We start from the raw sequence: 25,047 nt of genomic DNA, 5'->3' as shown, positions 1-25,047 counted from the left end.
TTTGCCACCTTACAAAATCAAAAGAAAATCCGTTTTTTTAATATCGAATATTTATTCGATTATCCTGGCGGTTTGAGACCGAAAGAAGATAATAATAAGGAGAGGATGATACGGGAAAAGGCGATCGCCTTGATTGTCCGCGACGCTTTTGATTGATTCAGCATGAAAAAGCTGGTCAACAAAGTTAATACTTCCCCTTCCTAAAGTCCCAATTTGATAATTCACTTGACTTTAGCTTGCTTCCGGCTTCACTCGAGGGTTATAAATTTTGAAATTTTCTGATTAAAAAATATCGTTTATTATCAATTGAATTGATAATATTCGGAAATTTTACTTTAAAATACTTGTAGCGTTATGATCAGTTTTTTACGTAATGCCGCCTTCAGCACTTCCCAAAATAAGCCGAATTAAACAAACAAGCGAAATACGAATTTATCTTATACCTGTAAATTTGTAATCATTGCCTTAAAAGCCATTGAGTAAAGTCCAAGTATCTAATCCTTACACCATGGGTCAAAAAATTGAAAAGCCTATACGTATTGATAAACTACTACGTTTCTCCAGCCCGGATGCAGGAGATCTTAAATGGAGCCACAAACGACTACTTAAAAGCCATCCATTTTATTTCCCGGATGCAGCCTGCTACACGATGTATGGAGACTGGGGCTGTATGATCTTTCAGCATGTGGCAGCAAAACATTTTGATATCTGGCTTAGTTACTACGATATATGCAAGCCCTGTACTTTTTACGTGGTGGGAAATGTTGCAGTAACTGAATGTTGTTTTGAAGTAGCAAACGAAAAGATACATACTGTAAAGCCACTGCATCCTATATATTGCGGTGATCACACTTACAACTTTTATTACTTTTCAGGAGTGGATGCTCATGTTCGTTTCAAAGGAGATAAACCCATTACTACATTGGATATACATTGCCATCCTTCAATGCTAAGGAAACTGGAGCTAACTGCTCCAAAACGGATGGCACCTATACTGGAAGCTATGGAAGCAGCAAAAGTGGCTAGCAACAATCAAAACAGAGTTGAAAGTATCCTGTCGGCCCGTGTCTTCCGGGAGCCGCAAGCCTGCACTCCTGTAATTAAGGAAACGTTGGATCGGTTGCTCGCGTTATTGCATTTAGAAGGAGCCAACGCGGACCTGCGTGATCTCGTTTATCCTTTGCTGCATATTTGTCTTACCAAACCTGAATCGGAAAATGAAATACAAGCAAATGAAGGAATTCCCGGCATTGCTGAACTTTGTCGTATAATGCAAGCCGACTTGCCCAAAATTTATAGCATAACGGAATTATGCAAAATAACATGTATGAGTCGTAGTAAATTTCTCAGAGCTTTTCAGACTGAAATTGGAATTTCACCTCATGCATATTATAAGAAGAGAATGATGGACGAGGCAATGCAGCTTGTAGAGCATTCTACATTAAGCCTTATTCAAATCGCTGAAAAGACCGGCTTTGGTTCAAAGGCTGCATTCAGCAGGGCTTTCAAGAGGTATTATAAACGGCCGCCTTCTCACTTTCGTAGAAAATAAAACTTTCGATCAACTATTTAAAACTTTCAATCAACACAATGGGTATTTGACGAGCCTACCTTTGAACTGGCAATCGGAGATAGCTACCTCAACCAACTATACAACAGCACTACTACGTTACAAGAAAGCAGGTTGAAAACAAAGAGCATTTTCATTTTAATAGAAAAACATACTTCGATTAGGCTAAGATGGATTGAATAAGCGCGTGTGTGAATCTTATATACTGCGGTACAGGAAAGCCGAGATTTGAAAACCGTATAACGGCCTTTAATGCCTAGACTTAAGAAAGTATACCGCTGTCCGGACTGCGGGGATTATCATCTGACAACTTGTAGTGACTGGCAAAGTAAATCAGACATACTTAATATCTGTACTGAAAAAATAAGGATCATGAAGTCGTTTCTAATCCCTAACAATTGTCACCTGTTACGTCGATATAAAAGAGGCGGAGCAGGCCGATTACGAAGAAGGGGTATACTGTGCAGTAACACAGCATACCCTCCAGCCAAAAAAAGTAACTCGTATTTATATTTTCTAATGTCAAATTTAAAAAAATGCAAACAAATAAAATGTGGTTAGTTGCGGCTGCTATAGCTACAACTTCCCTGGTAATACTAGGTAGTAGCTTTACTACAAGTTCTTCTGAAACTACAAAAAACAATAAAGCAATAGATCCTGCGTATTTTGAATATACTGGTACAGATGAGCTGGGTTCTTCTTTAAAAAATCCTAGTAATTGGCAAATGCTTAGCGCTCCGAGTGAGTCAGAATGCCCAACCGAAGGCGGTATTATTTGTGTAACCCAAATTGATGAACTTCCGGATTACGGAGGAACGTTTGATACACCTGAGAAAAACTTTGCTCATTACCTGGATCTACAATCCGATGATGGAGTAACATACATTTCAACACCAGCCAATAGGGTGAGAGAAAAAGAAGAGTAATGAAATTACCAAGCCGTCACGCGATACGAGCATGACGGCTTTTATTTATATGGCTCACCTGGGATTTTGCTCCAATCCTGCTATAGAAATAACATCTTCCGGCAATGCTATTGCATACCGCAAATCATTTGGAGCAAGCGTGTAGATCTGGTCATTTATCTTTCGCTGTAAAGTAATATTATATCCCTCCTTATTTAACCTCTTAATTTCCATCCATCTTAGACACCGCAACACCAGTTCCTTTCTTCTTTCCTTCAATATAATACTTAGCAGATCATTTTCCGAAGTTGGGCTTATGACTTCGAACTTTCCGGTTGCAAATCGCTTTTCCAATAAAGTGTTTAACTTTTCCACAGCCTTTGAGAATTCTCCGCTTCTTGCAAGACATTCCGCTAACATTAAATATAACTCGTCGGTGGCTATGCCGGAAAAGCAGGTGTTAGAACCCGAGTAAGTGCCTTTAAAGGCTTTGTACCCTGCTGAAGCTCCAGTAGTATTAGTAAAGTATGCATTTAATCTTAGATCATCGGTATGATAACTACTGAACAAGGTGGAGTCAACTATACCTCTTGAAGTTGAGGTAATCATTGTTCCTCCCAATGCATATTCATCATAAATGACTTCTTTATTAAAACGTGCAAATGGATACCGGGAGCTGATGGTTATATCCGTATTAAAATCCAGAAGGTCACTTTTTAGATTAAAGGCAAGGCTTGCATATTTGTAGCAACTGTCATATTGCCGCATGGATAAGTAAACTCTTGCGAGCATACCATAAGCAGCAGCTTTCGAGGGCTTCATTGGATGCGAGGGCAGGTTGGGCAGTAGCAGGGCGGATTCTTTAAGATCAAAAAGAATACTTTGGTAGGTCTCTTCATTGCTGGCCCGCACAGAAGGCGTATTAAAGTTCGCATCAAGCCTGAGCGGTAGTCCCAGGTCAGTATCGGCGGTTTGCTTATCGTATGCCAACGTCCATATAAAAGCTAGATTGGAATAGGTGAACCCCCGTAGGAATAGGGCACCACCTTTGGCAGCATTAAACAATTCTGTATCTCCACTTGTGCGGCTAACGGACTTAAGTCCTTCAAGCACCGTATTGGCAATATTTATCAGTGAATAATACGACAGCCAGGGACTGCCAGCGCCTGGTGTTACCACGCGCTCATGTTCCCAGGTATAAAGACGTTTGTCATATTCATTGTGATAGGCGTCAAAAACAGACGGCAGGAGGTAATAGTTATCGGCGGCCAATTCTGAAACAGATGACCCAATCCGATTGTTTGCTTCGTTATCTAATAAGGCCTGTAAGTCGCCTATATTTTCAGGGATAGTTAATTTGTAATCTGGCTTGGCCTCTAAAAATTTTTTGCAGGAAGTCAAACTAATCAAAATGCAAAAGCAGGTAAGTATAGAAAGTGACATAGACTTATTCATAAGAAGATCATTATTTAATTAAAAAAATTATAGTCCCAGGTTAATACCTAATGAAAACTTAGGTCTGGGTGAAAGTCCATTTGAATAATCAGGATCAATCCCGTCTTTGTTTTTTTGCCATAACAACCCTACTTCACTAGCCATTAAAGTGAATCGCAGACTCTCAAAAGGCAAAGTTTTAATGGAAGCATTTTTAAGTGTGTAGGACAGGTTTATATATTGCATACGAATGTTATCCGCTCGTTTTACTAAGACTTCTGAATATGTATAGAACTGGTCACGTGCGGATATGCTGGGGAATATCATGGAAGGCACACTGGTATGAGATTCATCCCCCGGCTGTTGCCACCTAAGCGCATAGTCGGCATGTCCTGCTAAGTTTTCGAACAAGGCAGAATAGTTTATAGACGATTTGCGGAAATAATAGCCGAGGTTGTAAGTAATGCGAAAAGTGAGGGCAAGTCCTTTATAAGAAAAAGTGTTGCCCCATGACCCAAATTTTGTGGGGATCGCGGAACCATGAAAAGTCATTTGATTGATCTTGGTACTATCACCCATGATGGCGCTATAGTTTTTACTTTCATGTCCATCAATCTGCCCCACCGGATCCCCGGTTTCAGGATCTAACCCTTTCCATTTGTAGCTGAACATCCCATATATGGGAAATCCTTCGGCGGCAGTTTGTCCCGAAAGAAACCCACTCCCATTGCTGATCAGGTTATATACCTTAACCACTTTGTCATTATTGGTATTGAATATAAATTGTGACGACCACCCGATACTACCTGTCAGTAACCTGGCATCCAACTGCATGTCCCAGCCGTGGCTTTTTATATCAGCGACATTCTTGGTGACATAGGTACCAACTCCGGCTGTAGGATCCATAAGAGAAGGGCCGTAAAGACCACTGCTGCTTTTACTGTAATATTCAATACTGCCGGATAACCGATCTTCCCTAGAGCTGAAGTCAATACCGTAGTTGATCATTCGTGTTGTTTCCCAACTCAGTTCAGGGTTGTAATAATTGTTTATAGTAGCAGAAGCGGAGTTACTAAATCGGTTATTACCGCGGTAGATGATAGTTGTTGCTGCAACCTTCGAGGGATCGATATTGCCACTGAAACCATATGTAACCCGTGCTTTTAAGTTTTGCAGCCATTCGATCCGGTAAAAGTTTTCTCTAGCGATGTCCCAGGCCGCACCAGCCGACCATAGCGGGTTCCATTTATCATTAGTTGATAGTCCAAATATATTAGAGGCATCTTTCCTGGCACTGGCTGAGACTATATAACGTTTCTTGTAAGTATAAGAGCCGTTTGCAAAAATAGATAAGAACCGGGTAGCTCCACCGTTAAAACCATCCACATACGGTATCTTGGTGTAATACTGGTTGATTCTATTGTAATAAGTATTTACATAATCCACGCTCCCGGTAGTTAGCAGGCTTTCGTCGTATCCATAAGTCCGGTTTTTGCTACCGCTTGTGGTAATATCATTTACTTCTGCACCGGCGATAGCATTTAAACTATGATTGGACCAGTCTTTTGAAAAGGATAGCTGCCCCCGGAAATGTTGAACTACTGTTCTAGAGGACGACCGATCCAGAATACCGCCCTTTGGCACAGGATAGGTGATGTTGCCTGTATTATAATTGATATTGGCATATTGGTTCACCAGGTCCCTGGCATAAAAACTCTTTGCGTCATATAAGTAGTCGTCTGTGATGTTCTGTGCCCCTCTGCGGTATTTTAAATTGAGTGATAGGAACGAAGCGATTTTATAATTAAGGCCCCAATCAACGCTCCAGCTTTGATTCTTTACAGTACTTCTGGCATATTGATAATCTTCCAAAGGGATATAATTCCAGTCTTGTAATAACCCCCCACCTGCGGAATCCAGGTATGATTGCCGGTACTTAAGGTTAAGAGCAAGGGGCTGCCCGAGATCATCGGCTAATTGTACATACCCTGGCAAGGATTTTCCGTTCCTGTATTCCAGTTGTGTGTAATCCGGCTTGCCAGATTTCTTTTCAGTTTGAATATAGTATACGTTTGCGTTTAGTTCCAGCTTTTTACCCAGTTTGTAGGTATTATTAAACCTAAAGGTGTACCTGCCGTACTTACCTGCATTTGCATCAAGATTACGGTCATATCCACCACTTACCAACCATTTATAGGAAAGGCTGCCTCCACTTAAGTTAATGCCATATTGTTGGTTGATAGTACTGCTTAAAAGGTAATCCTGATATTGTTTTCGAATGTCCCTTCCCCTGAGAACGTTGATAGTCGAGTCAACTACTGTTTTACTTATCATCCCGTTTTTATAATCATTTAATAGTTGTACTACTACGGTTAAAGGGCTATGGGGGGTGTTGCTGATATCTGCGTCGTAATATCCTTTATCAAAAAGAAAAGTTTCCACGTCGATCAAATCTGACGTTGAAATAACCTGTAGCCTCAGAAGATCGGGTTTATCGATAACGCTTATGTTGGATAGCAGGCCTATTTTGATTTTTTGATCATACTTTGCTTGCTTCGTATTGATTACGATCACACCGTTGGCAGCACGAGCGCCCCATATACTAGCTGCAGCGGCATCTTTTAAAATAGTAATGCTTGCAACATCGTTGGGGTTAATATTGCTGATATCGCCATGGTATGGGAAATTATCAACCACAACCAAGGGTTGGGTAAGACCGTAAAGTGTGCTTAGGCCACGTATCATAATATCTTTACCCGAAGAAACACTTTGTGGTAACGCGGTAAGTCCATTGGTGATATATGGAAGCCTTTCTAAAATAGTAGTGCCGATCTGCTGGTTGAGTATTTCTTCTGACAAACTGGTAAAAGAACCCGTGGCCCGCTCCTTAGGTATCTGTTGATAGCCTGTGTTAACAATGACTTCAGACATTGTGTTTTCTGTTTTTTCAAGTATTATTAATAAAGGAGAACGATTGCTATTGATAAATAGTCTTTCTGGCTTATAGTTAATCCTGCTGATTAAAATCGTGTCCGGTAATTGAAGTATTAATTCAACTTTGCCATTACTGCCGGTAGTAAAGTGTAACCCTGTTTTAACAGAAACTAGGTCAACTTGCTGTAAATCACTACTGTCAGCTTTGTCCTTTACAATAGCAGCTATTTTTTGCCCTTTTTGTGCTAAAAGAATACCAGGCACAATAAGGACGATAATGAGGATTAGATTTTTCATCTGTTTGTTTTTCTATCATTTAATGGTTGGTGAACTCCTATAAAATCTTCCTTAGAGAAGCCACATTTCTTTTGCTCCATCTTATTGGAATTAATTTCTAGATATCCTTTATTACCAGCATCTCCATCTCTCGCTGTACAGGTATCAGGTCGAACCCGTACTTCTGAAGCTGCAGGCGCATGTCAGGAATGTTATGGAGACCCTGGACTTTTAGTTTAAAATCTACGTGCTGGTTGAATGCTGTTTCATCTAGTACGATGGGAATCGCTGAGGCTCCAAAATCCTGGGTGTTCAAAGTGGCTACAAAGCCAGCGACTGAAACATTAGTAAATGTTTTATATCCTTTATAGTTATCCTGTGTATCAACTTCGGCTTCTGCACCATTAGTGACAAGAATTTTTGTTTTGTCCCGGACTACCAATGCCCAGCAATCTACCAGGCGCTTTTCTACAGAGGTAGTTACCTGTAGAAAATTGTTGATATCCTTGAGTGCCTTATTATCAACCTGTCTTTTGGTTAAAGCTTGAGCATATGTAAGTTCATAAGTGATTCTATAGTTATCTGGCAAACCCTTAGGACTGACAAAAAGAGATTTTCTTCTTGTTTCTAAAACAAACCGGTTGCGATAGCGCAGTCCATATAATTGGTAATATATTTTTATGACGGGTGCATTTATGCATATCAGCCTGCTATGCCCGTCATCCTTTACAATGCGTATCATCCCCTTGGGCAGTCCTTTTAGATAACCCGCTATTGATGATCTAAAAATGATAGCTCTACTGCTTGCTCCGTTATTATAATTAAACAATGGCTGAGCAGGGTTGTAATCCAATATATCTTCTTTAAGTGGTAGGTCAAGAGGCTGGCCTGATAAATAGCGATCAATATTGGCTTCCGTAAATGCTTCCGCATCTGTTATTGCTACAACCTTTCTTTTGCTGTTTAGCCATACATAGTGAGGAATCATGGTGTGAGGGAACAATTGATCGACTAAGGTATCTCCAACCACAATCGGTAGTGAAAAGTCAGGGAGTTTATGCTGTTTGTATTTTTTTAGAAACGCTTCAACTGTCTGCTGGTCATCGTTACTACGAAATGCGTGCATGAGAACTATATCCAATTTGCCTGCATATTTTTTCTTGAGGCTGTCAAGATGGGGAAACTTTTTAATACAGGAGCTGCACCAGGTAGACCAAAAATCGATGATTAATAAATCACTTTTGAAATCTGATAATTTTGCTGACGAATGATCACTGTTTAAAACTGTTTTAAATACAAGATTCGGCACCTCATCATCAATAGTGAGGGGCCTTATAGAAACTGGTTGCGCATTTGCATTAAAGCTCAGACATAGAGATATCTGGTAACAGATATGTAGTAACCATTTTGTAACTGTTCGTTTATTTGCGAGGTTTGGGGTTTTTGTTTTCAGTTTTAAAAGACATGCCAATGGCATTACGCTAATCAGCATACGTTTTTTCATATTGCAGAATATTAAGAATTAACAAATAACTCTCATGAGTGTAAGCCCGAATGCAGTTTTGGGAACTGTACTATGTTATAATAGTATTGACGTATTTAAATACCCGACAGCCGGGACGTCAGCAGCCATGAGAAAAACCGTTGCCATTTTAAACGACGGCTGCTGTTGCTATTCTGGTAAACGTGGTTTGCAAGCATACAATTGCCTGTACGCAATTGCATATGAATAAAAATGGCTATATGATGCTTTAATACTCATCCAATTTATTAGGATGAGCCTTTTAGTAAGTAAAGAAAACGTGGGTCTCCACTTACTGCTCTGAGGCCGTCGAAAGCCCTGCCACAAATAAGGGAGCCCACGCAAAACGTGAGCTCTTGCTTATTGTCTTGTGGCAATTGAAATTTCGACGTTTCAGAACAAGACTCAAAGCGAAAGCTTCAAATTACTTTTATGAAGAATCGCAAACTTAGTATTCTATTTCCAAAGATAAAAAACTAGTTTAAGACCACAAAAATAGTTTTAAACACTAATTAATTAGTCAAACTACAAAATTTTTGAGTCTAGCGAGAAAAAGATTGGGTTGTATAATTCGATCCATGGCAGCCTCTCATTCCAAAGCAAGTTAACTCCTGTTTAATATCAAGCAATGTCGCTATCATTATCAAATTTAATAACCCCACTCAGAATATTTCGACCCTTTGAGGCAAAGCCATCTCGTAATACTTGCTTTTTGCGACAAGTCCTTGTCGCGAAACCATATCTCATAACCACTTCAGCCGTAACGATCTTCGCTGAATAAGCGATAACTCACCATCGTTGCTGTTGGTTGAGATCATATTGAATGAAAACCGTTGACCGATACTTTTAGTGAACGGAGTCTCTCCGATGAAGGTGCAGCTATATCCTGGAATTTTTCCATGTTGTACATCAGCTTTTAGAACTTAACTGTGTAACCTGTCCTGTTTTTGATTTTAGTGATCATATTACTTCCCATATTATACGGTTTTGAGAGTATTATTCTATTTGAAACTCCCGGAAATTTTATCGCCGCCCGTTATATAAAAAGTGACTTACGGTGGAAGCCGGTATTATCCCGGCATTTGAAACCCCAGTTGCTCCAGACCCTGCTGGATTTCAGGACAGCCCATCAAAAGGTCCCAGAGCAGGCCGCTGCGGTAATTTTCTATCATAACAATAATGGGTCCCTGATCTATGGCCAGGTAGGAGTCGGCAAACCAGGCGCCCTCGGTTCTGACCAGATCCAGAGAAAAAGCATCCACAAAACCATATTCTCCGAAGAGTCTGTCGCCCAGTACGTAGTAGTAAAAGTTTAAGGCGGCCAATGACTGTTCCGGCGTAAAAGGTAGTGATCCGATAGCGGCCGCGGTCGTGATATAACCCAGGTCATTGGTAGGAGCGCTGGCGGCATAGCCCCCCTTGATATCACCGGCACTCAGGCCCCACACCGAATCACTATAGCCATAATAGCCCTTGGGATTATCCACACAATAACTGTAATTGATCAGGCTGTGATTCCGGGTCTGCAATTCATATTCGGCGTAACCGTCTTTCAGGCCATGGGGATCCAATCCCAGAAAAGAGTAATGTTCAAAAAACAGGGGTCCTCCCAGGGCCTCACCCAACGGCAGGATGTAATTGTAATAGCGATTGCCGTTTTTTATCGCACCTGAGCGCGCCCAACCCTGATCGTAGACGGTCTTGGGTATGCTGTGATTTTTGGAAGCGGCCGCCAGTACATAAGTAATCAGGGATTCATTCCAACCCTGTATCCGCAGATTGATGTTCCAGGCCTTGTCCGGGCTCCAATGCCAGTAAAGCACCTGCTGGTCTCCCTGACGGAACCAATCCCATTCCACCCGGTCAACAATGGCATTAATATCATTACGCAATTGAGCTTCCTGCTCGTCAGATCCGTTAAAATATTGCCGCGCGCATAACAGGCCCTGGACCAGGAACCCCGTTTCAACCAGATCGGCTCCATTATCATTCGCACTAAATGGAATGACTTCGCCGGTACTGCCATGAAGCCAGTGCGGGTAGGCACCGTGATAATGGCGGGCTTTAGTTTTCAAAAACTCCACCATAGTCGTCAGCCGTTGCAGCACTTCCGCGCGGGTTTTAAAGGCCCTTGCTGCTGCGACAAGCAGCGCCATGATGCCGAAGCCACTGCCACCGGTGGTCACGATTTCCGGATCTCCATTACTACGCTCGCGGGCGAGACCGGAAACCGGATGACCATAATCCCAGAAATACCTCAGGGTCTGTTGCTGCACTTTGTCGAGTAAAGCGGAGGGCGTCAGGGTTTCGAACTTACGGGAGGAGTCCAGCCGGGTAGCAAAACTTTCCATCACTGGCCCCTGCAGGTGAGCGCCTGCCGCTGATTGAAGTTCGGTACGCACCCGGAGCGTGTATTTTTCCAGATAATCCAGCGCCTGAAGCGGTCGGATCTGCACGCCCGAATCCCCGTTTGTCAATTGCAGGTCCAGTGCCAGTTCCCGACCCGAACGGTCTTCCAATCTGATTGCGTTTAAGGAAGCAGCGGACAGCCGTGTATTAAACCATGCCTGAATCAGGGGTTTTGTAGAGGTGTTGACCGGCAGGCCGGTCAAGGCCATACCATCCAGTTGCAGGCGCTGTAATTTCGGTGCTGCCGGAACCAGATCGGTCAGGCGCTCCTTTTTGGAGCCGCAGGAAAAAAACAAGATGACTCCGATTGCTATCAGGCGAATATGTTTCATTGACCAGGGGACCTTTTCGCAACCTTGGGACAGCGGCCCTAAACTGCCCGTTGGTATTTGCATTCACAAAGCGGTGCCGGATTGAACAGCAGCCCATTACCAGCAATAAGTTCCCACTGCACCGGCAGGCAGGCTTAGTTCAGCCCAGGCGCCCTTGTAGCGAATATTAAAGCCGGCGGTTTGGCTGCCATCATTCAGCACAATCAGCACCCGCTTACCATCTGGTCTGCGGAATGCCACATTGGGCAGGGAAGTAATTTCAGTACTACCCAGCCGAACAGAACCCGGAACCACCAGTTTGGATGCATGGGCAATAATATAATAGGCAACATTCTGAGAATATAAATCGCTACTGTTATTAATGGTGATGGCGCCTTTACACTGGGTGCAGCCGCCTTCGGTATGTGGTCCATAGGAGGGGTCATTGGCGAGATTCCATTCCAGGGCGATCCGGCTCCAGTTTCGCATGGTTCCAATTATTACGTTTTTAATATGCCATCTTAAATCGCCTCCGAAATCACCGGTGGAACTGGTCCATTGTTCCGTAAAATAAATATTCTTTTCGGGATAAGCCGCCCGGACGGTAGACAGGGCGCTGACATCTCCGGCATATAGGTGGAAGGCGGAGCCGTCGATATATTGCCGGGCATCAGCATCATCCAGTACCGTTATGGGATACTGGGGATGATCACAATTATGATCCCAGATAATAATTTTAGTATCCAGACCGGCGGTGTTGAATGCGGGACCGAGACTGCCTTTGATAAAGGCCGCCTGCTCCAGGGCCGTCATTAACATGCTGGGATTATTACCACCATGTTCCGGTTCGTTCTGAATCGTTACCGCATCAATGGTAATTCCATGGGTCTTCATCGCTTCGATGTATTTAACGAAGTATTGCGCATAGCTGTCGTAAAATTCCGGCTTCAGACTGCCACCTATGGATTTTCCATTGGTCTTCATCCAGACCGGAGGACTCCAGGGTGAGGCTAAAAATTTCATCGAGGGTCGGATAGCGATAATTTTCTTCAGCAGGGGTACCAGATCCGTCAGGTCATCCCCCAGGCTGAAATTCTTAAGTTCAGGATCGGTGGATCCGGCCGGCAGATCATTATATGAAAATACCGAAGCACTTAAATCAGAAGCACCCATGCTCAATCGAAGATAACTGATACCAATGCCCTCGTTACCAAAAAGCTCGTTCAGCAATTGTGTTCTTTTTGATTCCGACATATGCTGAATCAGGGAAGCCGTTCCCCCGGTAAGCGTAAACCCGAACCCATCAATGGTCTGAAAGGTCTGTGCAGAATCAACTTCAATCACGGGCCTTGTATTCTGCGGGGAAGAAAACGCAATATCTGTCGGCTGTTTTGCAAACAAAACAGACCGGTCAGCCAGGGTAATCCAGGCCTGGGCAGCATAGGGAATGACCGGGGGTGTTTTGCCATCCTCTGGATCGCTGCTCCCTGAACCTTTGTTACACTGGGCTGCTATGCAGCATACATACATTAGCACCCATAAATGCTTAAACCGATTTTTCATATAATTTTCATTTTTTCAGGTCCCCTAAAAATCATTGTGGGTCATTGCTCTTTTCCCGGATAAAGGAAACAACATCTTTCAGGGTTTCCGGATAAATTTTAATATAGTGCGTTCTCATCTTAGCGGCGATCTTTTGTCGGCTGCCCGCGGCATAAAAGACAATTGATTCCGAATTTTTCTCCGGCATATGACAATCAATGCAGTTCTGCATCAGTACCTCCCGGCTTTTTCCTTTATAGGTACAGAAATCATGATCGGGTTGATGACAGCTCATACAACGGCTGGAAAAAAGCGCTTTTTTATCGAATTCATCCTGATGAGGATCATGACAGGAGCCGCAGGTCATCTCACTTTTCTCAAAACATTTACTCATGCTCAACAAGCCGAACTGATTGCCATGTACATCCAGGTCTTCAACGCTGGATGCCACCAGATTATAGGCATAAAACGCTGCCAGACGGTCGCCCGGTTTGAATGAAAATGCCGGTTGCAGGCTGGTCATTACACCGGAGTGACAAAGGGCACACAAATCAATCTGTTGCTGTCTGGTAAAATTCTTCGGATTCGAAATCTTCGATGGCTGCCCCGGGTTCGCACCCTGCCTGGCCCAGTCAATATGGGCGCCTCCGGGCCCGTGACAGGTTTCACAATCAATGCCATAAATCACCGTTTGGCGGTCAAACTGTTCGACCATTTCCCTGCGGTCCGTAACACCGGCAAAAGAGCTGTGACATTCAAAGCACCGGGCAGTGATGACCCGGTTTAAAAAGAGCTTGTCGGGATAACCCGGGCTGTTGTACCATGCTGCTGTCGCTGTCGCATAGGTCAGGGGAAGTTGTACCGGCGTCTGTCCGTTCCAGGAGGCATACGACCGGGCGTGGCGGCCGTGACCAAAAAAAATATCGGCTTTTTGACGGACACTATCGGTACCACGATGCGCTATTTGATAGACCGCCCCATCCTGATAATCCGTCTCCACCCAGTCTCCGCCCGGGAACTGATAGCGACCCTGGTATATGTCACGATGCTGTTTAATTCTTGCAGAATCCATGATACCGGAAGTATTATAATGTGCCGAATGCCATTGATTTTCATAAATATCGGAATGGCAGTCGCGGCAGGCGGCGGCGCCGCGGTAATCCCCCTGCGCCTGTCTGCCGGTCAGGTGACGGGATCCGGGTTCATCCGTACACCTGATCCATATCCATGCTATAACAAAAATCGCTCCTGTGAAAACTACCGGCCGGGTTGCTATCGTAAATTTTTTATCTATTGCACAAGCTTTAAAAAAGATAGGCTAACCGGGTGTTAGCCTATGCGAACTGTATTGAATGAGTGGCGTTACATTCGGCCGGCATACAGGGCCTTGATCTGTGCGGCGGAAAGGACCTGATTGTATACCCGAAACTGGTCCAGCGCCCCTGTATAGGATTTTACCCAGTCATCCGTGGGACCGGTCAGTCCGACCTGGGCATTCCAACCGCCAATCACAAAGAAACTGCTTTTCGAAAAGTCCAGTTTGCCCCGGGGCGATCCGTCCTTTTTGACATCAGTGGCACTGGCTGGTGGATTGCTTACCAGATCCCCGTCAAAATAATAAGACATTTTCGATGTTGTCTCATCGTAACAAAGTGCGAGGTGATGCCAGTTGCCGTCCAGTATCGGTTTTTTGAACTGGTTCCCGTCCGGAAATTCCATCCATTGGTCCATGACCCCGACTTTCAGCGTAGCAGCGGAAGCGGTGGCATGTTCAATCATCATGAACAGGGCACTATGGGACCAGCCATAACTGTCATCTACCAGTGAAAAATAAAACTCCGTTCTTCCGGTGGCGGCTGCGGCAGATTGTTTGATCCACAACGCTACGGTAAAACTGGTGGCCTGGTTCAGGTCATTGGCATTGACATATTTAATCGCCGTGCCCGTAGCGCCCTTATAGGCCGTGGTCTGGATGCCCCCGGTATATCCAATATCACTATTGGCAGGAAAGGAAGGATAACCCGAAATGCTGTCCGCAAAACGATAACTTAGTTTCTCGCCGGCCTCGGCACTCATCGAATCGAAAGGCACGAAAAAACGAAGTTCAGAACCGGGCGTTGTCGGTGTATCAGAAGGATAATCTCCCAGAACCGGCCGCTCCATTTTTTGACAGGCGCCGAAGATCAACGACAGGATGATGGCAGCGCCCCCGTATAAAAACACCTTTTTCATAACAAAAATTTTTCAGTTTCAGGTCTCAAAATATTCAAGTCTATTGCCATTCCGGATTCTGCTTCAAAACATCGCCGGAAAGGTCAATGGCCGCCTGTGGAATCGGGTGATAGCGACATTTATTGGAATAGCCAAAAGGCCCGAGCGTCGCAACTGCATCGCCCCATCTCACCAGGTCAAAGAACCGGTAGCCCTCCATCGCAAACTCCCAGCGTCGTTCATCTTTAATCGCTTTACGCATCGCCGCCTGGCCCGTAAAGGGTATAAACGGTACAATGGCCCTGGCCTTGCCCTGAAATCCGCTGGCACGATCCCGGATCAGTTCCAGCATGGCTTCGGCTGTCGAACCGTCACCTTTTTCATTGGCGGCTTCCGCTTTCATCAGAATCACATCGGCATACCGGATAATTCTTCGGTTGATCCAGCGACCCACATTTCCGGTCGCCCATCCGGCAAACTCCCGCATGGCCGGATCGCCGTATACTTTCTTGTTCCAGAATTTCTGCGCGAGGCCGCCCGTACCGTTGTAATTGGTATAGTCGGGCAGGGTAAGTCCATATCCCCCCGCCGCTTCGCCACCATCATACTGGCCTGAATATAGAATGGTGGCCATTTTTCGGGGATCGTCATCCGGCCAGTCGTTCTCCAGTTTATCGGTGGGTGTGTTCCAGCCCCAGCCGAAATCCCAATACTGTGTGGCCCCGTTCTGACGAATATTCTGACAGACGCCCCAATTCGAGCCCTGATCCTTGGCACCGACAGAGGCGGCATTCTCGCCTACCGTCGCCTGCATTTCAAAAATAGATTCAGGTCCGTTCTTGCCTTCTCCATTGACACCATCTTTCCAGATTTCGGTGAAAGCGGGCAATGAATATTTGTTCAACGCAATGACTTTATCACAGCGATCCATTACAGAATCCCACATTTCCCGGAACAGGAAGGTCTGGGCCGCCATTGCATAGGCCGCCCCCACCGTCAGCCGGCCTTCAAAGCCTTCGCCGTATTCTTCCGAACTCAGCGGCAGCAGTTGTTCAGCCGCACGCAGGTTGGAATCGATAAAAGCATAGACGTCTGCCACTGAGGACTTGGGCCGGATGGCATCGGCAGGCTTTTCTACCCGGAAATTAATAATCGGCACCTCCCCATAGCTTTTCACCAGTTCAAAATAACTATAGGCCATAAAGAAACAGGCTTCGCCTACATTCCGCAGGGAGGCCGGATCGCTGAGTTCATTCTGCCGGGCCAGAAACAGGGAAGTATTGGCGGCGTTGATCAGTGCGAAGTGGTCATTCCAATAGGTATCCGGCGCCCAGCCGCTTTTGGCATATTGATACTGGTCATACATGCCGGTCACTTCCGTGCCATCGCCGGCATCACTGCCTTTCTGGGCATCATCTCCCCGGATACTGTGAAAATCCAGCCAGACCAGCTCGGTAAGCCCTGAATAGGTCCGCATCAGGCGATACATATTATAAGACTGTGATTCCAGCGCACCCTGTTTTAAGTCCGGAAGCGTAGAAGTTAGCGGTTCCCTGTCTAAAAACTTTTTACAACCCACCATGGTTAGCAGGCCGGCTATAACTGCAAAAAATCTGATATAAGTTCTCATTATTACAGGTTTTATAAATTAAAAAGTCACGTTCAGGCCAAATGTGGTAATCCGGGGAATCGCATTGCCCCCCATGTCGAATCCGAAGGCGGTAGCGTCACCACCGTACTCTGGCGCATAACCGTTATTGCGTTTCCAGGTTTTCAGATTCTGCACATTGACAAATATCCTGGCGCTTCTAAATCCGGCATGTGAAATCCAGTCCTGCGGTAAGGCATAGCCCAGCTGCAGGTTCCGGATGCGGATATAGCTGCCGTCTTCAATATTATAAGTGGAACCATTATAGTTAAAACGATGGGCCTGGCCTAATATCGGTGTCCAGTTGGAAGTACCTTCTCCGTGCCAGCGGTTCACCTGCATTTCCGCATAGTTCACCCGCTGGAAGGGTGATTCCAGCGAGGCCCAGGTACGGAATACTTCATTGCCGTAAACCCCGTTCACATCCACTCCGATACTGACACCTTTGTATTCCAGTGACACGGAGCCTCCATACATAAAATCAGGCGTCGGATTACCGATGATGGTTCTGTCATCCGGCGAAATAACCCCGTCGCCATTGACATCCTGGAATTTAAAATCACCCGGGCCATAGGAGCCGCCTACGCCACTGGCATCCGGAGAAGTAATGACATCTGTCCAGCTCTGATAAATCCCGTCTACCACATAGCCGTAAAAATATCCGATCGGATAGCCTACCTGGGTGATGGCCTGGGCTGCATTATTATTGGTAAACCCTCTGATCACCTTACCTGCCGGCAATTCACTGCTCAAAGACAGCACCTTATTTTTCAGGAAAGTAATATTGCCCGAGACGCCCAGTACGAGATCCTTGGCAATATCTTTATGATAACCTGCAGAAATTTCCGTACCCCAGTTCTTCAGGCTGCCGGCATTTAATAAGGCACTTTTCAGTCCCAGCGCCCCATTATCAATAAAGGTCATCAGGTCTTTGGTGGTCTTACTGAAATAATTGATTTCAAAATTCAGACTATTGCCAAAAGCTGCGCCCTCTATGCCAATTTCATGAGAATGCACCTGCTCCCATTTCAGATTGGGGTTGGGGAAATACAATTCATCGGCCGCGGTATAGACATTGGTCCCAAAAACGGCGGTCTGGCCGCTGGACAGCAAAGGAAACAGGGGATAGTCCAGGGAACTACCGGTATTTTGATTGTAAGCACTCTGGTTACCCAGTACGCCAATAGAAGCTTTCAGCTTCAGGAAATTGATCTTTTCCTTTATCGGATCGAAAAAATCCTCTCTGGAGATTTCCCAGGCGGCACCCACGGCCCAGAAACTTTGGGCCGGCACCGAACGGTACAGACGGGAAGAAGCATCCCGCCGGAAGGAAGCGTTGAAGAAATACTTATTGCGGTAATTATACAGGGCCCGCGCCAGACCGGAAACAGTGGCATATTCTGCCTGGCTGGAGGAGGACGCCGTGGTCAGGGGATCCTGGAATCCGTTGGTAATATACCAGAAGCGCTCGTTATCCGGAATCGGTTTGGCGCCCACGGTCGTGGCCTGGCTGGAAGATCCGCCCCGTCCGAAATGGCCGAAATAATAAGTCGTAAAACCCAGGGTACCGGTCAAACCGTGATCGCCAAAACGCTTCTTGTACGTAAGTATATGGTCCTGCTGAAATTTCCGGTAAGTATCATCGTTTTCCTGGACCTTGGTCAGGGGACTGTAAACGATGGCGGAATCCAGCGCCGGACTGTATGCATAATAAGTGGGGGTGTACTGGCGCCTGTTCACATTACTGATATCCGCATAGACGGTAGAACGCCAGTTCAGCTCTTTGGTAATATTGAAATCAAAGAAAAAGCTACCTACGGTCCGGTATTCAAAATGTTTGACCTTATTCCATTCATTCTCGAGACGAAGCAGGGGATTGACCACACCGGCAGTCTGCAGGCTGGGATCCAGTGAGTAATACAGATCCAGATCGACCAGATCGGTGGGATTTCCATAGAGGTCCCTGACCTGCATTCTTTTGGTGCCCGATGGAATTTGCGGAACGACTTTCCTTGCGTCATCCAGTATATTGCCCACGTCATAGGGATTATTCTGACGGGAGGCAATTAAATTGACGCCTATCTTAATATTATCGGTCACCTTGAATTCGTCGGACAGGCTTAAGTTGAGGCGGCTTAGTTGCTGGTGTCTGATAATCCCTTCATCATAAATATATCCCACACCGAAATTCAGTTTATTTCTATCGGTGCTGGCTGACAGGCTAAGATTACTGATCGACTGTTTTCCAACGCGGGTAACCGCATCGATCCAGTCGGTATTGGCACCGCCAATAATTTCGGGAGTTTCCGTAGTCCCTGCATACATCAGCTCCTCCGCATAGAGCTCGGCGAACTGTTCCGCATTCGCCATCCTGATTTTATCTACCAGCTGTTTAAAGCCGTAGGATGTATTAAAATTCAGTGTCACCTGGCCGGCTTTGGCATTTTTTGTCGTTATGGCAATCACACCGGTTGCCCCTTTAACGCCAAAAATAGCCAGGGAAGAAGGGTCTTTTAATATTTCAATCGATTCAATATCGTTGGGATTCAGGTAATCTATATTGTCCTGGAAGATCCCATCGACAACATACAATGGTTTTACCTGCCCGATACTGGAAGTACCCCGGATCCGGATATCAGGCGATCCGCCGGGTGTTCCGTTGTTAACGACACTCAGACCCGCAACTTTTCCCTGCAGGGAAGCGACCGGGTTCGCATTGGGTTTATCGGCAATTTCTTCCCCCCTGATTTTTACGATCGATCCCGTCAGGTCTCTTTTCTGGGCCGTACCGTATCCAATGACGACGACCTGCTCGAGGCTTCCGGCACTGGCTGTCAGCACGACGGCAATCTCCGCACGGCCGCCCAGCGGCTCTTCTTTCTCCGTATAACCCACGGAGCTAAAAACCAGAGTGGCATTCAGGTCGGGTACTGAAATCGTAAAATTTCCTGAAGAGTCCGTCGCGGTACCCGTCGTTGTTCCTTTTACCTGGACCGAAACTGCCGGCAGTGAACTGCCTTCCTCACTCATCACCGTTCCCGTTACCTGTGTCTGGGCGCTGCTCGCCATGGTCCAGAAAATGGCGCTCCATAATAGCAACGACCGGCAGAAATTTTTTGGTTGAATTGTAAGGGGCGTACCCTTTTTCCATTGCTTCCCTTTCATATGGTGATGATTTAATGTCCTTGAATTGCAATGCTACTTCCTGTGTACAAAACTATCGTTTGTTAATACGAAGTTAATATGTTTTTGGTACATGATTGGAAGATTATACTATTTTTTTCGAATATCTGAAAGGGCCGATCCTCTAAGCCGGCGATCCCGGCGGCATTGATCCGTCCGCGGCCGGTAAGCCGGCCTACTGGATAAAATTTATTCATCCGGTAACCCCTTCGGATTCACGTTCCTCGCTCACAGGGAATGGGAAATTTTATGTAGGTTTGTGAAACAGGCTCGATTTTTGATAACCGCCGATTCCTGTGATCGGCTTTATAAATAGATAAGGTGGCTTTAGGACAATCATTACAGCAAAAACTTTTACAGAAACTGTCTCCGCAGCAGATTCAGCTGATGAAGCTGTTGCAGGTACCTACAGCCAATCTCGAAGAAAGAATTAAAGAAGAAATGGAGGCCAATCCGGCACTGGAAGTTGATGAAGAGGGCCTGAAGGATGAAGACGAATTTAAAGATGAATTTGCCAGCGAGGAAACCGACAATTATGAGGAGCAGGACGGGAGTGCCGAAGACTATGATAATATTGATGTCACCGAATACCTGCACGATGATGAAGGAGAAATCGCTGAATACAAGACCCGGGAAGACAATTACGGAGATGATGATGAAAACAGCCGCCAGATACCGGTAAAAAATGAAGCCAGTTTTTACGATTTACTGGTCAGTCAGCTGGGCCTGCTCTCCTTATCCGAAAAAGAAAAGAAAATCGCCGAACATGTTATCGGCAGTATTGATGAAGACGGATACCTGCGTCGTGACACGCCTTCCGTTGTAGATGATCTGGCCTTCCGTCAGAATATTGAAACCACAGTGGAGGAAGTCGATGCCATTATACAACTGATTCAACAGTTTGATCCGCCCGGTGTCGGTGCCAGGGACCTGCCCGAATGTCTGTTACTGCAGCTGAGGAGACAGAAACAGGACGGTAAAGAGGTCGATACGGCTATCATGGCCATCGAAAAGTTCTTCGATGAGTTCACCAAGAAACATTACGAAAAAATACAAAGGGGGCTGGATCTCTCGGATGAGGCCTTGCGGGACGTGATGCAGCAGATTATCAGACTCAATCCCAAACCAGGCGGTAATATCGGCGCTTTTAACAAAGCGGAAAGTTATGTGGTTCCTGATTTTTTTATCATGAATAACAACGGGAAGCTGGAACTGACCCTCAACAGCCGTAACGCCCCCGAGCTTCGGATCAGTGAAGGCTATAAGGACATGATGAAGGAATACAGCCGGGGGCCTAAAAAAGACAAACAGCAAAAAGAAGCGGTGCTGTTTATCAAACAGAAGATCGATGCCGCCAAATGGTTTATCGACGCCATTAAACAGCGGCAGCATACCCTACTGGATACCATGTCCGCCATAATGAACCACCAGGAAGATTTTTTTCTAACGGGTGACGAAACCCTGCTCCGACCGATGATCCTGAAGGATATTGCTGAAAAAACCAATCTGGATATTTCCACGGTAAGCCGGGTGGCCAACAGCAAATTTGTACAGACGGAATTCGGGACTTATCGTCTGAAATTTTTCTTCAGTGAATCACTGAGTACCGACAGCGGCGAAGAAGTCTCTACAAGGGAAGTGAAGAAAATCCTAAATGACATGATCGAACAGGAAAGTAAGCGGCATCCGCTGAGTGATGAGAAGCTCACGGAACTGCTCCAGGAAAAGGGCTATAATATCGCCCGCCGCACGGTTGCTAAATACCGGGAACAACTCAATATTCCGGTCGCCCGTTTGAGAAGAGAACTTGTCTGAAAGACGGCAGGCAGGGCGGATCAATCAGCACCCCAAAACAAAAGCGGCATCCGAAACAGACACCGCTTTCTGATTTAATATGCTGAGCAAGGTTAAATCGTCCACTGATCATGGACCACCCCCACCAGATAATACCTTCCCTGTACCGGTTTGAATACCAGCCGCACAGATTTCCAATCCATTCCGCCGTATTTTTTAGAACCTGAAAAATAACTTTCGGTAAAATCGCCATCACCGTATGCCGCTTTTAGGTTGTTTCGGGAGTTCCCCTCACCGATAAAACTATTGATGGCGTATTTTTCCGGTCGGACAAAATTGGCATCATAAACAAATTTCTTAAAATATTCTTCCGGTGTCAGCAGGATTTCATCGCCGCTGCCATCAAAACTGCCCCAGTTGATCTTTTTGTTCCTGCCGGAAGAGGTCAGTTTTTTAAAAGCTTCCCGGGTGAATTTTCTGTCTTCTTCAGTATGCACCGTACCATAAGGTGAAAACCGGACGCCTTCGGCGGGGTGAATCAGACTGTCGAGCTTACTGTAATTTTTGGTCTTAAAGGCCGTCAGCACTTCCCGGGTCAATTGGGTCAGCAGGGTATCCTTGCTGACTTCGGTGAGTCGGAAAGAGTCAATACGCTGTTGCATCCGAAGGGAATCCGGAATCTCACCCAGGTTGACCCCCAGGCTGTCTTCATCGCTGCCCGACCCGCCTTTTCGATCCTTACAACTGTCCAGTACCAGAAAAACAAAGCCTGCCAATAAAACAACTAAAATCTTCTTCATGAGTATTTTTAATTTATCCTGTCTAATATTATCTGATTAACCGCCCGAACTAAAAAGGCAGGTCATCCTTACTATCATTATAATTGATATCCGGAGGCATTTCATCATTATAGGACGGACCGGCATCGGATCCACCGGCCGGTTCGAGCTTCCAGGCTTTCACATCGGTATACCAGCGACCGTTGTATTCCCGGCTTTCCACATCAAATGATATATTGAGGGTATTGCCCAACTGCAGTACCTGTTCGTTAATTTTATCCCCCCAGACACTGATGCATACTTTTTTGGGATACTGACCACTGGTTTCTACGATAATATCCTGCTTCCGCCATTCGTTGCCATTTCTTCCGGTTCCTTTTTGCAAAGGAAGTACCTGTACTAGTTTTGCCGTTAATTCCATAAATATATTTAATTAGCTGCAAAGATAAAGCCAATCGCGTAAGTCTCAAGGTGCTGTCTTCTTAGCGAACCGTTATTTTTCTCCCAAACAACCTCAAGTCGATCCGATGAACAATTACCCGGCTTGTCTGGCTGCTGCGGGGTTCCGGGACAATACCAGCGGGAACGGCAAGACCGCCGTTCACCGACGAAAAAGACGTATTTTGCAGCGGTTTTATGGAAGCTGCTAAATTTATCGTAACGCCCGAAGGGCTGGAGGAATCATCGGCTCCCCGCAAAGAAACGGGGGTGTTAAGGGTGCTGGCCGGTTTTTTTTCCTACCTGTTTCATCCGGTATTCGTACCGATCTACCTGATCGCTTTCTTGCTGTTTACCGAACCCTTTCTGTTTCCCGGGATTTCGGGCAGGGAGAAAGTGCTGACCCTGGGTCGGGCATTTGTCAACTATAGTTTTTTCCCTCTGATCAGCGTCCTGTTGCTAAAGGGACTGGGGCTCATCAAATCCATCCGGCTTGGCGACCGCAAGGACCGGATCATTCCTTTTATCATCTGTAATATCTGGTATTTCTGGATCTGGTATGTATGGCGCAACCTGCCGGGGGTGCCCTACGAACTGGTGGTATATGCGCTGGGCGTTTTTCTGGCATCCTCGATGGGCTTACTGGCGAATATTTATATCAAAGTCAGTATGCACGGCCTGGCATTGGGTACAACGACCCTGTTTCTCTGCCGGCTCTGCTTTATGCCCGAATCCTCCAATATTTCCATTTACCTGGCCCTGTCGATACTGATTACCGGTCTGGTTGGGAGCGCCCGTCTCATCCTGAAAGAACACAGTCTGGCAGAGTATTACTGGGGGGTAGGCCTGGGGGCCCTTGCCGTAGTCTGTGCCGGCTTTATTGCCTGATTTTCGAAGACTGTTGCCGGAAAATCTGAAAAGGGCTGGCACCGGCGGAAAAATGTGGAAAAATATATCCAAAATAATTAGTTTTCTTATGCTAAATATATTAGCTTTGTTTTTGTAATAATTTTTTGAGACCGGATTTGGCTAAATTGTATTTTTGGATATGGCAAAGACAGATAAATTACCCGAAGCAGACGTAAACAGTGAAAAATTCAAGGCCCTGAAGCTTACCATGGAAAAAATCGATAAAGATTATGGTAAGGGCAGTGTCATGTTAATGAATGAAAAAGCGGTGGTGAGTCAACCCGTGATTTCAACCGGCTCCATTGGCCTGGATACCGCCCTCGGTATCGGTGGATTGCCCCGGGGTCGGGTGATTGAAATCTACGGTCCTGAATCCTCCGGGAAAACCACCATTGCCACCCATGTGATTGCGGAAGCCCAGAAAAAGGGAGGCATGTGCGCCATTATTGATGCGGAACATGCTTTTGACAGTGTATATGCCAGAAAGCTGGGTGTGAATGTAGACAACCTGCTGATCAGTCAACCGGATTATGGAGAACAGGCCCTGGAAATCGCAGATCGACTGATTCTTTCCGGCGCGCTGGATGTCGTGGTCATTGACTCCGTAGCGGCCCTGGTACCCAAAAGTGAACTGGAAGGGGAGATGGGCGATAGTAAAATGGGCCTGCATGCCCGCTTAATGAGCCAGGCATTGCGCAAACTGACCGCTACCATTTCCAAAACCAATACGATCTGTATATTCATCAATCAGCTGCGGGAAAAAATTGGTGTTATGTTTGGCAATCCCGAAACCACAACCGGAGGGAATGCCCTTAAATTCTATGCCTCGGTGCGGCTGGATATCCGTCGGCAGACGCAGATCAAGGACGGCGACCAGGCCATTGGTAACCGGGTTAAAGTAAAAGTGGTCAAAAACAAGGTAGCGCCTCCGTTTCGGGCAGCTGAATTTGAAATTATTTTCGGGGAAGGCATTTCGAAAACAGGTGAAATTATCGATATTGGCGTAGACCTGAATATTATTCAGAAAAGTGGCTCCTGGTACAGTTACAACAGTGATAAACTGGGACAGGGCCGGGATGCAGTAAAAAGTCTGTTACTGGATAATCCGGAACTGGCCACTGAAATTGAGGGCAAAATCAGAGAAAAGATTGCCGAATTAAAAGAGCAGTAAACGAACGGACA

16 protein-coding genes are annotated in these 25,047 nt (G+C 45.7%); 5 read left to right on the top strand and 11 right to left on the bottom strand.

The features are described from left to right. Positions 1–508: 508 nt before the first annotated feature. Positions 509–1,552, top strand: a complete 1,044-nt coding sequence (locus ACYVI9_RS08875; RefSeq protein WP_460763508.1) for a helix-turn-helix domain-containing protein — start codon at positions 509–511, stop codon at positions 1,550–1,552. A 554-nt stretch (positions 1,553–2,106) separates the two neighbouring features. Next, entirely contained in the window at positions 2,107–2,496 is a 390-nt protein-coding gene (locus ACYVI9_RS08870; protein ID WP_460763505.1) for a hypothetical protein, read from the top strand. Positions 2,497–2,550: 54 nt separating this feature from the next. Here the strand turns inward: ACYVI9_RS08870 and ACYVI9_RS08865 are convergent, their stop codons facing one another. The 9 genes from ACYVI9_RS08865 to ACYVI9_RS08825 form a co-directional block, all read right to left on the bottom strand. After that, on the bottom strand, positions 2,551–3,930 hold the full coding sequence (locus ACYVI9_RS08865) for a RagB/SusD family nutrient uptake outer membrane protein (RefSeq protein ID WP_460763502.1): 1,380 nt from the start codon (positions 3,928–3,930) through the stop codon (positions 2,551–2,553). Positions 3,931–3,957: 27 nt separating this feature from the next. Next, positions 3,958–7,140 carry a SusC/RagA family TonB-linked outer membrane protein gene (locus tag ACYVI9_RS08860; RefSeq protein WP_460763500.1) on the bottom strand — a complete coding sequence of 1,061 codons (3,183 nt, stop codon included), beginning with the start codon at positions 7,138–7,140 and terminating at the stop codon, positions 3,958–3,960. A 97-nt stretch (positions 7,141–7,237) separates the two neighbouring features. Continuing rightward, a complete protein-coding gene (locus ACYVI9_RS08855) occupies positions 7,238–8,623 on the bottom strand; it encodes a TlpA family protein disulfide reductase (protein ID WP_460763497.1) in 1,386 nt (461 codons plus the stop codon). Positions 8,624–9,711: 1,088 nt separating this feature from the next. Then, a complete protein-coding gene (locus ACYVI9_RS08850) occupies positions 9,712–11,382 on the bottom strand; it encodes a glucoamylase family protein (protein WP_460763494.1) in 1,671 nt (556 codons plus the stop codon). 96 nt (positions 11,383–11,478) lie between these two features. Next, positions 11,479–12,924: a glycoside hydrolase family 30 protein gene (locus ACYVI9_RS08845; RefSeq protein WP_460763492.1), complete on the bottom strand. Its 1,446-nt coding sequence runs from the start codon at positions 12,922–12,924 to the stop codon at positions 11,479–11,481. Between the two features lie 31 nt (positions 12,925–12,955). Next, positions 12,956–13,975, bottom strand: coding sequence for a multiheme c-type cytochrome (locus ACYVI9_RS08840; protein WP_460763489.1), 1,020 nt, complete (start codon positions 13,973–13,975; stop codon positions 12,956–12,958). A gap of 290 nt (positions 13,976–14,265) precedes the next feature. Further along, positions 14,266–15,135 (bottom strand): LamG domain-containing protein, encoded by an 870-nt coding sequence (locus ACYVI9_RS08835; protein ID WP_460763486.1) that lies wholly within the window; start codon positions 15,133–15,135, stop codon positions 14,266–14,268. Positions 15,136–15,175: 40 nt separating this feature from the next. Then, on the bottom strand, positions 15,176–16,744 hold the full coding sequence (locus ACYVI9_RS08830; protein WP_460763482.1) for a RagB/SusD family nutrient uptake outer membrane protein: 1,569 nt from the start codon (positions 16,742–16,744) through the stop codon (positions 15,176–15,178). Positions 16,745–16,762: 18 nt separating this feature from the next. Beyond that, positions 16,763–19,927 (bottom strand): SusC/RagA family TonB-linked outer membrane protein, encoded by a 3,165-nt coding sequence (locus tag ACYVI9_RS08825; protein WP_460763479.1) that lies wholly within the window; start codon positions 19,925–19,927, stop codon positions 16,763–16,765. 339 nt (positions 19,928–20,266) lie between these two features. Here ACYVI9_RS08825 and rpoN point away from each other — a divergent pair, with 339 nt between their 5' ends. Then, positions 20,267–21,760, top strand: a complete 1,494-nt coding sequence (gene rpoN, locus ACYVI9_RS08820; protein ID WP_460763477.1) for an RNA polymerase factor sigma-54 — start codon at positions 20,267–20,269, stop codon at positions 21,758–21,760. Positions 21,761–21,852: 92 nt separating this feature from the next. On the opposite strand, the gene ACYVI9_RS08815 is transcribed toward rpoN, so the two are convergent. Both ACYVI9_RS08815 and ACYVI9_RS08810 read right to left on the bottom strand, forming a co-directional pair. Beyond that, positions 21,853–22,539, bottom strand: coding sequence for a hypothetical protein (locus ACYVI9_RS08815; protein WP_460763474.1), 687 nt, complete (start codon positions 22,537–22,539; stop codon positions 21,853–21,855). A gap of 49 nt (positions 22,540–22,588) precedes the next feature. Further along, positions 22,589–22,939, bottom strand: a complete 351-nt coding sequence (locus tag ACYVI9_RS08810) for a DUF3127 domain-containing protein (protein WP_460763471.1) — start codon at positions 22,937–22,939, stop codon at positions 22,589–22,591. 215 nt (positions 22,940–23,154) lie between these two features. Here ACYVI9_RS08810 and ACYVI9_RS08805 point away from each other — a divergent pair, with 215 nt between their 5' ends. Further along, on the top strand, positions 23,155–23,844 hold the full coding sequence (locus ACYVI9_RS08805) for a hypothetical protein (protein ID WP_460763469.1): 690 nt from the start codon (positions 23,155–23,157) through the stop codon (positions 23,842–23,844). A gap of 160 nt (positions 23,845–24,004) precedes the next feature. Continuing rightward, positions 24,005–25,036, top strand: a complete 1,032-nt coding sequence (recA, locus tag ACYVI9_RS08800) for a recombinase RecA (RefSeq protein ID WP_460763467.1) — start codon at positions 24,005–24,007, stop codon at positions 25,034–25,036. The last annotated feature ends 11 nt before the right edge of the window (positions 25,037–25,047 follow it).

This window comes from Niabella terrae (genome assembly GCF_054783135.1).
The sequence above is the reverse complement of the archived record's forward strand: the minus strand, read 5'-3'. Positions and strand labels throughout refer to the sequence as shown.

Bases quoted from the DNA above. Each gene is read 5' to 3' on its own strand.
- ACYVI9_RS08875 (WP_460763508.1), top strand. From the start codon at position 509: ATGGGTCAAAAAATTGAAAAGCCTATACGTATTGATAAACTACTACGT.
- ACYVI9_RS08870 (WP_460763505.1), top strand. From the start codon at position 2,107: ATGCAAACAAATAAAATGTGGTTAGTTGCGGCTGCTATAGCTACAACT.
- ACYVI9_RS08865 (WP_460763502.1), bottom strand. From the start codon at position 3,930: ATGAATAAGTCTATGTCACTTTCTATACTTACCTGCTTTTGCATTTTG.
- ACYVI9_RS08860 (WP_460763500.1), bottom strand. From the start codon at position 7,140: ATGAAAAATCTAATCCTCATTATCGTCCTTATTGTGCCTGGTATTCTT.
- ACYVI9_RS08855 (WP_460763497.1), bottom strand. From the start codon at position 8,623: ATGAAAAAACGTATGCTGATTAGCGTAATGCCATTGGCATGTCTTTTA.
- ACYVI9_RS08850 (WP_460763494.1), bottom strand. From the start codon at position 11,382: ATGAAACATATTCGCCTGATAGCAATCGGAGTCATCTTGTTTTTTTCC.
- ACYVI9_RS08845 (WP_460763492.1), bottom strand. From the start codon at position 12,924: ATGAAAAATCGGTTTAAGCATTTATGGGTGCTAATGTATGTATGCTGC.
- ACYVI9_RS08840 (WP_460763489.1), bottom strand. From the start codon at position 13,975: ATGGATTCTGCAAGAATTAAACAGCATCGTGACATATACCAGGGTCGC.
- ACYVI9_RS08835 (WP_460763486.1), bottom strand. From the start codon at position 15,135: ATGAAAAAGGTGTTTTTATACGGGGGCGCTGCCATCATCCTGTCGTTG.
- ACYVI9_RS08830 (WP_460763482.1), bottom strand. From the start codon at position 16,744: ATGAGAACTTATATCAGATTTTTTGCAGTTATAGCCGGCCTGCTAACC.
- ACYVI9_RS08825 (WP_460763479.1), bottom strand. From the start codon at position 19,927: ATGAAAGGGAAGCAATGGAAAAAGGGTACGCCCCTTACAATTCAACCA.
- ACYVI9_RS08815 (WP_460763474.1), bottom strand. From the start codon at position 22,539: ATGAAGAAGATTTTAGTTGTTTTATTGGCAGGCTTTGTTTTTCTGGTA.
- ACYVI9_RS08810 (WP_460763471.1), bottom strand. From the start codon at position 22,939: ATGGAATTAACGGCAAAACTAGTACAGGTACTTCCTTTGCAAAAAGGA.
- ACYVI9_RS08805 (WP_460763469.1), top strand. From the start codon at position 23,155: ATGGAAGCTGCTAAATTTATCGTAACGCCCGAAGGGCTGGAGGAATCA.
- recA (WP_460763467.1), top strand. From the start codon at position 24,005: ATGGCAAAGACAGATAAATTACCCGAAGCAGACGTAAACAGTGAAAAA.